The sequence below is a fragment of the Binatus sp. (SeqCode) genome, from assembly GCF_036522015.1.
Lineage (GTDB): Bacteria > Desulfobacterota > Binatia > Binatales > Binataceae > Binatus.
In genome coordinates this window covers 1-9,954 of sequence record NZ_DATDGQ010000035.1, presented here as the reverse complement: position 1 = coordinate 9,954, position 9,954 = coordinate 1, and the positions used below count along the sequence as shown (strand labels likewise).

Sequence of the window (9,954 nt, the reverse complement as noted above, 5' to 3'; positions counted from 1 at the left end):
CAGCTCTTCGGGACCGGTCCAGCGGCCGCCAAAGGGCTTGGCCAATCCACTTTGACCGCTGCGAGCTTCGGTGTTCGCCTCGTTCTGACAATCGACGCAATATTGCGCGAACGGAATCACCTGGAGCCGCGCCAGCGGGATTTCATCGCCGCAGCGGGCACACGTTCCATAGACTCCCGCGCCGAGCCGGGCGATTGCCGCGTCGATCGCGCTGAGCCGCTCTTGCGCGCGATCGAACAGCGCCGCATGCGTCTCGACTTCTGACAACGATCGCGCGACGTCCATCTCATCGGCCGGCGGCTGGCCGCCGTTACGAGCCTGCTCGCGCATCAATTCTTTGACCCGGGCGAGCGTGTCCGCGCGCTCTTTGGTGAGCATGCGTTTGAGCGCGTCGATCCTCCGTCCGCCGGTGGAAACTGCGGATACCATCTTGGTCTTCTGCCTCTTGCTGGTTTTAGTAGGCCGAGTTTTTGTTCGAGTTTTCATAGGGGAGCGCCATTCGCGCACATCGAGCCAGTTTTTAATATCAGCATTGATCGTGCCTCGCGCCACTTTCTCCTTAATCAAGCGGACTCAATAGTCTTTCCGTGCACGGTTCGAGTCCAGTAGTTCCATATACGGAAATTGTTTCAATTTGGTTGCCTCGCAGAACGTCGCCGCTCCCCGGACCGCGGCAGTGTAGTCGGATCCGAGGGCAGGCGCGAGAGCCTTCCTCAAGATTGCGCGCGCATCCGTGCAGATTCGATTGCACAGTCGAAAATCGCAGTGATGCCGCATAATTGAGCAGCATCCGCTTGTCGCTGACATCGCGGGAACTCTGATTTACCCTTTGATTTCTCATTTTAGCACGCCAACCCGAGTTGGCACAGACAATGCTGGCTGGCAGGAGTTCAATTCGGCTCAAGGAGGGTCCAACATGTCTGCAATATCTTCAGAACGGGTTCTTCAATACGGACCTTCGAATCCGAAGCAGCTGAGCGACGCCTGCTCGGGCCCCGATCCCTGGCTGAGCGCGCGCTTCGAGCCGGATTTTCTGGTGCCGGTTCAGTTTTTCGATCTCACCCGCCGCCGCTCGATGCTCGACGGCGAGACGCGGCTGGTCTTCGCGGTGCTGGAAGACGCGATCCGATGTTACGTCAAGACGGTGAACTCCGCGCGCCGGTGCGACCGCGAGCAGTATGACGAAGTTCAGCGATGGTTCCACGCTGAAGCCGGAATCCACAGTCCGTTTTCCTTCGAGTATGTATGCGACGTGTTGGGAATCGAGCCAGCGTCGTTACGCTCACGGCTCCGATTGTTGAGCGTCAACGATCTGCCGACCAAACAGATGCGCTCGGTCGGCCGGCGGCAAGTCGTACGCGCCGGGCGCTCGTCACGCAAACGCTCGAATGGCGGTGATCACGGTTCGTTGGCACGAGCGGCAGGAATGCGGGAGGGCGCGAGTCTTTAGAAAAGTTAAAGGTGGAAATCCCGCAGCCCGATTTTTTCATCCGCCCGGCGAAGTGTTATGGTGATCCCCAGGCGTGACGATGTCTCGTTGCGACGACGATGAGCAATCCGCTTGGAAGATTCGAGTTCCGCATCTGGGGAAATCACCTAAACCCGTTTCTGGATCGGCTGACTGCGATAGCGGCGCCGTCGGATCCGCGTGAAAGCGCGGAAACCTACATTCTCTCGCGCGCGACTGACACCGCCAACGTCAAGATTCGCGACGACTTGATGGACATTAAGCTGATGACCGAGCAGGTCGGCCGGCTGGAGCGATGGCGCCCGGTGCTGAAGTCCGGCTTCCCGCTCGACTCGCGCACGATCGTCGAGCAGTTGTTTCCGCATCTCGGCGTTCCGGCGCCGGAAATCGCGCAGACGTCGTACACGCACGGCGAACTGATCCGCGATCTGATTCGGCCGAATCGCGATCTGGCGTTGCTCGACATCATAAAAGTGCGCCGTCAGTTCATGTCCGAAAAGTACACGGCCGAGTTTGCCGAAGTTCGAATCGGCGGCGGCGCAACCTCCGAAACCGTCGAGATCGAATCGGAAGACCCCGCCGCCGTTCTGCGCGCAATCGCAAAACTTGGCCTGAACTCACTCGTCAATATAAACTATGTTCGCCATCTGAAGCTGATGACTGGAATGACGCCGCGCAATGCCGCGATTGCAACCTGAGCGCGCGAAACATCGGGCGTCGTTCGAGCGGCGCGAACCGCCCAGGGACTCGGGTAGACACTTAAAACGAAAATGGCGAAAGAGATTGAACGCAAATTCCTGGTGCATCCCCGCAAATGGAGCGACCTGGGCGCCGGTCTCGTCATTCGACAGGGATATCTATGCGCTTCGAAGCAATCTTCGGTCCGCGTGCGCACCTACGGCGACAAAGCCTACGTCACCATCAAGGGAGCGACCGCGGACATCGCGCGCGACGAATACGAGTACGAGATTCCGCTCAAAGACGCCAACGAAATTCTGGTCAACCTCAGCGAGCATCCGCCGATTGAAAAGATGCGCTACCGGATTGTGTTCAAGGGCCACACCTGGGAAGTCGATGAATTCACCGGCGCGAATCGCGGGCTCACAGTCGCCGAGGTCGAGCTCAAGGATGCGAAGGAACAGGTTGAGCTTCCCGACTGGATCGATCGCGAGGTGAGCGGCGATCCGCGCTATTTCAATTCGAACTTGTCGATCAAACCCTTCTCGAGCTGGAAATAATTTTCACGACGAAGGCTGTTGTGTGAGGAGTGGAATAAGTGAAAGTCGCTGACTTGATGACCCGTGATGTTCGATCATGCACGATTCATGACTCGTTGAACGCGGCAGCACGTATAATGTGGGATCACGATTGCGGATGCGCGACGGTGGTCGATGCGCACGGCAAGCTCATCGGAATAATCACCGACCGCGACATCTGCATGGCTGCATACACCCAAGGCACGCCGCTCGAAGCGATCGCCATCGAGCGCGCGATGTCGCCGAAAGTGATTGCATGCACTCGCACCGACGATCTCGACACCGCGCATCGCCTGATGCGCACGCATGAAATTCACCGCGTCCCGGTCGTCGATTCCCGCGGTAGGCCGATCGGAATCTTGTCGTTGAGCGACGTCATAAATCATTGGCATGGAGATCGCGCAACCGAGCAGGCGGTCGAGATCGCGGCGACATTCTCCGCGATTCGCCGCCGACGCGAGCACACTGCGGCCGTCACCGCTTCCTCGAATGGAGGCGGCAAGTCGGCTCGCAACTCAACCAAGCCGCCGAGAAAGAAACGCTCGAGCGCGTCGAGACCGTTCGAGGATCTTCGCTAGGCGTTCGTCACTCCTGTCGGCGCGATTTTCAGCTACCCTGCGCATCAAGCTCGTAGTCTGGTAGTATCGGCCAATGGCTGAAGGACAGCCGCGAATTACCACCGCCGGTTCTCGCGCCGCCGCCGTTTACGCATTGATGATCGGCGCGCTGGTGCTGCTCTACTTGTGGATTCGTTCGTACGGCGACACGCTCGGCGCGCCGGCTCCTGTCGGCAACCTCTTCGGCTCGGCCGCGTCGCGTGCGAACGAAGGCGACCTGCTGCACGTCCTGCTCGCGCTGGTGGTGGTAATCGCGACCGCGCGCGCGATGGGCTGGGTTTTCCGCAGCGCCAATCAGCCGCCTGTTGTCGGCGAAATCCTTGCGGGCATCGTGCTCGGTCCGTCGTTGCTCGGACGTCTCGTGCCGGGCGCGGAAACATATCTGTTCCCGGCGATGGTCGGGCCTTACCTCAATATCATCGCGCAGGTCGGCGTCATCCTTTATATGTTCCTGGTCGGGCTCGAGCTCGACCCCGCCCTGCTCCGCAAACGCGGGCATTCGACTGTCGCGATTTCTCACGCGAGCATCATCGCGCCGTTCCTGCTGGGCGCGACGATTGCGCTCTATCTTTACCCGAAGCTTTCGACCAGCGACGTGCCGTTCACGTGCTTCTCGCTTTTCCTGGGCGTCTCGATGTCGGTGACCGCATTTCCAGTGCTCGCGAGAATCCTGACCGATCGCGGGATTCATAAAACCCACATGGGTGCGATTGCGCTGACCTGCGCCGCCGTCGATGACGTCACGGCGTGGTGCATGCTGGCCTTCGTGGTCAGCGTGGCGCGCGCCCAGGCGACCGGCGCGGTGACGACGATCGCGATGGCGCTCGGATTTATCCTGCTGATGATCCTGGTGGTGCGGCCCGCGATGGTGCGCTTGTCGCTGCTCTACGGAAACCGCGGGCGTCTGACGCAGGGCGTGATGGCGGCGATATTCGTTGCGCTGCTGATCTCCGCGTCCGCGACCGAATTGATCGGCATCCACGCCGTGTTCGGCGCGTTCGCGCTCGGCGCTGTGATTCCGCACGACAGCGGAATGGCGCGCGAGCTGACCGACCGCCTCGAAGACATCGTGATCGTGCTGTTGCTGCCTGCCTTCTTCGCGTACACCGGCCTGCGCACGCAGATCGGGCTGGTCAATGGATACGAGCAGTGGATGATGTGCGCGCTGATCGTGGTCGTCGCGTCGGCGGGCAAGTTCGGCGGCAGCGCGATCGCGGCGCGAATCACAGGACTGAACTGGCGCGACTCATCGGCGCTCGGCGTGCTGATGAACACGCGCGGCCTGATGGAACTGATCGTGCTGAACATTGGACTGGAGATGAACGTCATCTCGCCGACGCTGTTCGCGATGCTGGTGATCATGGCGCTGGTCACCACCTTTTCGACCACGCCGATTCTGCATCTGATCACGCGCGGTCAAGTTAAAGATCTTGAGCCGTTTCCGGAGCTCGGCACCTTCTCGCCAGAGCCTGCCGTCGCGCCACAAGCTCCGATTCGCGCACCGCAGCCCGCCCCGCGGCCGGTCCAGCCTCCGCCGCGCCCGATGCTGGTTGGAACGGAGCACAGCGCCATCCTGGTGCCGATATCGAACCCCGAGGGCGTCGGCGTCCTGGTCGAGCTGGCGCTCGCGGCGACGCCGCACGACGCACCGCCGCCGCGCGTGCTCGCACTGGTGAAGACTCCGTCGGGCGGTGTGCGCTCCGGACTGCGCGAGGCCGAGCAGCGCGTGCCACCCCGCTCTCTCGCGTTGGCGGCGGCGCTGGATCTCGCAATCGCGCGCGGCAGCATCATCACCCCGCAGGCGGTCTGGACGACCGACCCGGCGGCCGACATTTTGGCGTTCGCTAAAGAGCCGCAAATCGGATGGCTGCTGATGGGATCGCATCGCGCGGTCTTTGGCTCCGACTTCATGGGCGGCGTGGTCCGCGAAATTCTGGACAAGGCCCGCGCGCTCCCGGTCCACGTCGCCGTCGTGATTCACGGCGGCGGACGTCCGCTCGATCGGGTGTTCGCGGTAGTAGATCGAGGCACGCATGGCCGTGCCGCGCTCGACCTCGCGCTGCGGGTGGCGCTGCGCAAGAAATCCGGCCTGCACGCAGTGTTGGTGCCCGAAGATGGAACCGCGGAAGATTCCGAACTGCTCGAACTGATTCGCGACGCCGGCCGCGCACTCGGCCGCCGCCTTCATACCGACGTGCTAAGCGCTCCAACCGCCGCACAACTAGCGCGTCAAACCCCCGGCGGCCTCGTCATAGTCGCAACCAACCTCGCAGACAAAGTCGGCCTCTCCCCCGAAGATCTAACCGACCCCAAACGCTGCGTCGTAGTAGTCCAAGGCTCCGAAACCGCCCCCGCCCGCCTAGGCGCCCGCACTCTCGAGCACCATCGCAGGGCCAAGCCGTAGTCCAGTCCTTTCCGCACTAGAGGGGAGTTCTTTCACGGTCGGTAATCGCCGACCCCTGCTATTGCTTGGGATTTTTTGGGGCATACCTTTTGCAGCTTTTTATGGCGTCTGAAAACGCTTGAGGCGCGTGACGCCGCTTGCGTGTCGCGGCTTAGCACCCGCGAACCTTCCCGCGCACCTCAATTTGAGGTCTCTCTGAGGACTCCGATATATGCGCACACACGAAAATCCCGCAAGTTCGAGACTGGTTTTAATCGCGGCCCTATCAGCCGCCGTCGCCGTGCTCGTTGGTTGCTCGACATCGCGGAAACAGCCAGCCCCGAATGCCGATGCCAACGCCAGTGCTGCTCAATCCTCGGCGCAGCCAAGTGCGCAACAGCCCCAGGCCAAAGCTACTCCGTTCGTGCCGCCGCCAGAGGTGTCCAGTAAAAGGACCAACGCGGCGATCCTCGAGCAAATACATCTGGCCGACATGAAGGAGATCGAAGCCGGCAAAATGGCGGAAGCCAAGGCCTCGTCAACTGAAGTTCGTGAGTACGCCGATCAACTTGTCAAAGACCATACGAGTGCCGATCAAATGGTAACTGCGACCGCGCAGAGGATTGGCGCGCGTTTGCGCGATTCCTCTGCGCAGCGCCACAAGACCGCCAACGCGACGCTAGTGGAAAAGAAACTGTCCTCCGCGAATGGCGCGCACTTCGATCGCGTCTTTCTCGCGCAGACCAGCGCCGATCACAAGAAACTCATGAATGAACTGAAGCAGGCGCGCGACGATGCGAGCGACGATGACATCGAGGCGTTGATCGACAAGATCATGCCGATCCTGCAGCAGCATCAGGACCTCGCCGAAATCCTCATGAAGAAGGAGCCGGCCTAATCGGCCGTTTCAGACCTATGGACGAACGATCAAGTACTGAAACCGTTGACGCGAGCGCTCCTGCGAATCGCGTTTCGTGGGGCAGCCGTCTCATTGCCGGCATTGCCGACGGAATCCTCAGCGCCATCCTGATGATGGGTTTCATGATGGCCTATTCGAATGCAGTCGGTGAGGGCGTGACCATGCCGCTCAAAGCGCTCGGCGCACTGGTGTATGGCGTCGAAGCGTTGGTCGCAGGATCGATGGCGATGCTGGCCGGCGCGGGAATTCAACTCGGCTTTTCGATCGTGCTCGGAATTCTCTTCGCGCTGTGCATGTCGCGCCGAACTTCAATCATCGCCGCACTGTTCGCTGGCCTCGCGATCGGAATCATCATCTGGGTCGTGATGGACCTGGTCGTATTGCCGTACATGGACCCGACGATGGCGGCGCGGATCGCGCTGATGCCGATGGTGTACTTCGTCGCGCATCTGCTGTTCGGCATCGGCCTCGGATTGACCCCACTCTTCATCCGCGCGTTCAGCGGAAGACGTGACGAACCTCGCCGCATGAGCCGCCGGACCGAAGCTTTGCCGGTTTGATCGAGCAGGTGCGCTATGGGCGCTTATCGAAAGCATCCTGTTCTTTTCTGGGTCGGAGGATTTTTTGCGACACTGATCGTCGCGGTCTTCATCGCCTCGTTCTTCCTCGACGACATGGTGCGAGCGCGAACCCAGGCCTCGATGAACCAGAAACTCAAGGGCTACCACGTCGCGCTGGGTCATGCGCACCTGCAATTGCTAGGCGGAGTTCTGACGTTGAAACACCTCAAGGTCATCCAGGAGGCGCATCCACGTCCGCCGGTCGCCGACATCGCGACGATGCGATTCACGATCCAGGTGAAGGAACTTTTCTCACGACGCGTCGTCGCCGACGTGCTCCTCTCGCGTCCGAAACTTCATATCGATCAGACGCAGCTTGTGGCGGAAAAGAAGAGCAGCGTCCCGCTCCGGCAAAAGGGATGGCAGGACGCGCTCGAGGCGGCCTATCCGTTCAAGATCAACCGTTTCACGATTTACGACGGCGACGTCGCGTACATCCAGGATCGGGTGAACCCGCCGCTGCATCTCGCGAATCTTAATTTCGTCGCCGACAACATCCGCAATATTCACGCGTCTGACAACGCCTACCCGTCGCGCTTCCACGCGACCGTGGCGATCTTCGACACTGGCCGCGCGACTATCGACGGGCACGCGAACTTTCTCGAAGAGCCTTTCCCCGGCGCGCGCGCGAAGTACACGATCCAGAACGTGCCGCTGATCGCGTTCGATCCTGAGATTCGTCAAATCAATCTCGCGGTGAGCGGAGGCCGCCTGGCGAGCAACGGCCTGCTCGAATACTCGCCGAAGATAACCAGGGTCGAAGTTGATAACGCCGCGATCGACGGCGTCGCGGTCGGCTATGTGCACGCGCCCGAAACCAAGGACGCAGAATCGAAGCGAGTGAAAGCGACCGGCAAGGAAATTGAGAAGCAGAACAACCGCCCGGCGGTGGAAATCAGCGTGCGCGACCTGGACATCGTCCACAGCAACTTCTCGTTCCTCGATAAAACCAGCAATCCCAACTACAAGCTCTTCATCAATGACACCGAATTGACGATCAAGAATCTCTCCAATCATCAGACTCAAGGGCCGGCCGAGTTGACGCTGCGCGGCAAGTTCATGGGCAGCGGTGACACCAATATAGCCGGTGATTTTCTTGCGAGCGGGCAAGGACCCGCGTTCGACCTGAAGCTCGCGCTACTCAATACCGATCTCACGTCGATGAACGACCTGCTGCGCGCGTTCGGACGCTTCGACGTCGCAGCCGGCCAGCTCACGGTGTACTCGCAGGTCGCCATCAAGAACGGCAATATCGACGGCTACGTAAAACCGATGTTCGCGAACCTCAAAGTTTACGACTATCAGAAGGACAAGGGCACCGGCCTGCTACATCAAGCGAAAGAGCTAGCGATTGGCGGCGCATCGCATCTGTTTAAGAATCACAGCACCGAACAAGTTGCGACTGACGTGGACCTCAAAGGGAAATTGTCGAGTCCGAACGTGGACACCTGGCAGGCGCTCGGCCAAGTGGTGCGCAACGCATTCATCGAGGCGATAATCCCCGGCTTCGATCGCGCGCTCGCATCAAACAACGCAGGTGGCGACAATTCCAACCAGGCCAGCGCGCACTAGCTGATGGTCTCACGCCGCTGTTTTCTTGTCCGCGCGCCCCAGCCCTTCGGTGATCACCAATGTCAAGCCTTAGCTGGGCCGGTTTCGCGGGCTAGCTGCTCGTTGGTTCTTCGCTCGACGCCGAGCCAGTTGTAGAAGAACCCGCCGATTGCAGCGCCGGCTATGGGCGCGACCCAGAACAGCCACAGTTGCGAGAGCGCCCATCCGCCGACGAACAGCGCGGGGCCGGTGCTGCGCGCGGGATTCACCGAAGTGTTGTCCACCGGGATGCTGATCAGATGAATCAGCGTCAGCACGAGGCCAATCGGAATCGGCGCGAAGCCGGCGATGGCGCGCTTGTCGGTCGATCCGAGAATCACGATCAGAAACATGAAAGTCAGCACGAATTCAGCAACGAAGGCCGCGCCAAGACTGTAACCGCCCGGCGAATGCGCGCCGTATCCGTTGGAGGCAAAGCCGGCGCTCAAGTCGAATCCAGCCGCGCCGCTCGCGATCACGTAGAGCACGCTCGACGCGAGGATTGCGCCAATCAGTTGCGCGACGATGTAGGTTGGGACCTCGCGCGCGGGGAACCGCTTGCCCGCCCACAATCCGATCGTCACCGCGGGATTGATATGGCATCCCGAAATCGATCCGATCGTGAACGCCATCGTCAGCAGCGTCAGGCCGAACGCAAACGCTACGCCAAGAAAGCCGATTCCGACCTTCGGAAAACCGGCCGCCAGCACCGCGCTGCCGCATCCGCCGAAAACCAGCCAGAACGTGCCGATCAACTCCGCTGCGAAACGCCGCGACATACTCATGGCCGCCCTCCCCGACGATCAGAGACGTGAGATCGTTCCAGCGGTATCGCGGCGCAGATTTAAATGCAAACCAATCGGACCAGTCGCAAGAAATCGCTACTTCTCGATCACCTCGACTGTCGATCGAGACCGCGACCTTAGTCGGTGCCCATCTTCTCGCAAGAGATGCGGTCGATTAATCCGTCGTGGAGCCTGAAGACTAGGTCGCGCGAGACTTCGAACGTCAGCGCTTGCGACTCTGCGATGGCAGCATAGAGGCCCCGCAGTATGCGGCTAGTGACGCCGTGCGAGACGGCGATTATGCGATCGCGGCGGG

At 60.6% G+C, this 9,954-nt stretch carries 10 protein-coding genes; 8 read left to right on the top strand and 2 right to left on the bottom strand.

Annotation, left to right across the window (positions count from 1 at the left end; translation table 11 throughout):
• The coding region (locus VIW95_RS01475) for a TraR/DksA family transcriptional regulator (protein WP_331583287.1) at positions 1-429 on the bottom strand (429 nt) is incomplete at its 3' end.
• 487 nt (positions 430-916) lie between these two features.
• Between VIW95_RS01475 and VIW95_RS01470 the strand changes: the two genes are divergently transcribed.
• From VIW95_RS01470 to VIW95_RS01435, 8 genes are all read left to right on the top strand, one after another.
• Positions 917-1,450, top strand: coding sequence for a hypothetical protein (locus VIW95_RS01470; RefSeq protein WP_331583285.1), 534 nt, complete (start codon positions 917-919; stop codon positions 1,448-1,450).
• Between the two features lie 98 nt (positions 1,451-1,548).
• Positions 1,549-2,166: a hypothetical protein gene (locus VIW95_RS01465; RefSeq protein ID WP_331583283.1), complete on the top strand. Its 618-nt coding sequence runs from the start codon at positions 1,549-1,551 to the stop codon at positions 2,164-2,166.
• A 72-nt stretch (positions 2,167-2,238) separates the two neighbouring features.
• On the top strand, positions 2,239-2,706 hold the full coding sequence (locus VIW95_RS01460; protein WP_331583281.1) for a CYTH domain-containing protein: 468 nt from the start codon (positions 2,239-2,241) through the stop codon (positions 2,704-2,706).
• Positions 2,707-2,762: 56 nt separating this feature from the next.
• Positions 2,763-3,302, top strand: a complete 540-nt coding sequence (locus VIW95_RS01455; protein WP_331583289.1) for a CBS domain-containing protein — start codon at positions 2,763-2,765, stop codon at positions 3,300-3,302.
• 73 nt (positions 3,303-3,375) lie between these two features.
• Positions 3,376-5,745 (top strand): cation:proton antiporter, encoded by a 2,370-nt coding sequence (locus VIW95_RS01450; RefSeq protein ID WP_331583279.1) that lies wholly within the window; start codon positions 3,376-3,378, stop codon positions 5,743-5,745.
• 403 nt (positions 5,746-6,148) lie between these two features.
• The gene (locus VIW95_RS01445) at positions 6,149-6,622 is read left to right on the top strand and encodes a DUF4142 domain-containing protein (RefSeq protein WP_331583277.1); all 474 of its coding nucleotides are present in this window, start codon (positions 6,149-6,151) and stop codon (positions 6,620-6,622) included.
• 17 nt (positions 6,623-6,639) lie between these two features.
• Positions 6,640-7,203, top strand: coding sequence for a hypothetical protein (locus VIW95_RS01440; protein WP_331583275.1), 564 nt, complete (start codon positions 6,640-6,642; stop codon positions 7,201-7,203).
• 15 nt (positions 7,204-7,218) lie between these two features.
• Entirely contained in the window at positions 7,219-8,835 is a 1,617-nt protein-coding gene (locus VIW95_RS01435) for a DUF748 domain-containing protein (protein WP_331583273.1), read from the top strand.
• A gap of 62 nt (positions 8,836-8,897) precedes the next feature.
• Here VIW95_RS01435 and aqpZ read toward each other — a convergent pair whose 3' ends face one another.
• Positions 8,898-9,638, bottom strand: a complete 741-nt coding sequence (gene aqpZ, locus VIW95_RS01430; RefSeq protein ID WP_331583271.1) for an aquaporin Z — start codon at positions 9,636-9,638, stop codon at positions 8,898-8,900.
• Positions 9,639-9,954: the final 316 nt, after the last annotated feature.

What these genes read in the sequence shown, in the direction of transcription:
- aqpZ (WP_331583271.1), bottom strand. Translation starts at nt 9,638, where the DNA reads ATGAGTATGTCGCGGCGTTTCGCAGCGGAGTTGATCGGCACGTTCTGG.
- VIW95_RS01450 (WP_331583279.1), top strand. Translation starts at nt 3,376, where the DNA reads ATGGCTGAAGGACAGCCGCGAATTACCACCGCCGGTTCTCGCGCCGCC.
- VIW95_RS01470 (WP_331583285.1), top strand. Translation starts at nt 917, where the DNA reads ATGTCTGCAATATCTTCAGAACGGGTTCTTCAATACGGACCTTCGAAT.
- VIW95_RS01465 (WP_331583283.1), top strand. Translation starts at nt 1,549, where the DNA reads ATGAGCAATCCGCTTGGAAGATTCGAGTTCCGCATCTGGGGAAATCAC.
- VIW95_RS01455 (WP_331583289.1), top strand. Translation starts at nt 2,763, where the DNA reads ATGACCCGTGATGTTCGATCATGCACGATTCATGACTCGTTGAACGCG.
- VIW95_RS01460 (WP_331583281.1), top strand. Translation starts at nt 2,239, where the DNA reads ATGGCGAAAGAGATTGAACGCAAATTCCTGGTGCATCCCCGCAAATGG.
- VIW95_RS01440 (WP_331583275.1), top strand. Translation starts at nt 6,640, where the DNA reads ATGGACGAACGATCAAGTACTGAAACCGTTGACGCGAGCGCTCCTGCG.
- VIW95_RS01435 (WP_331583273.1), top strand. Translation starts at nt 7,219, where the DNA reads ATGGGCGCTTATCGAAAGCATCCTGTTCTTTTCTGGGTCGGAGGATTT.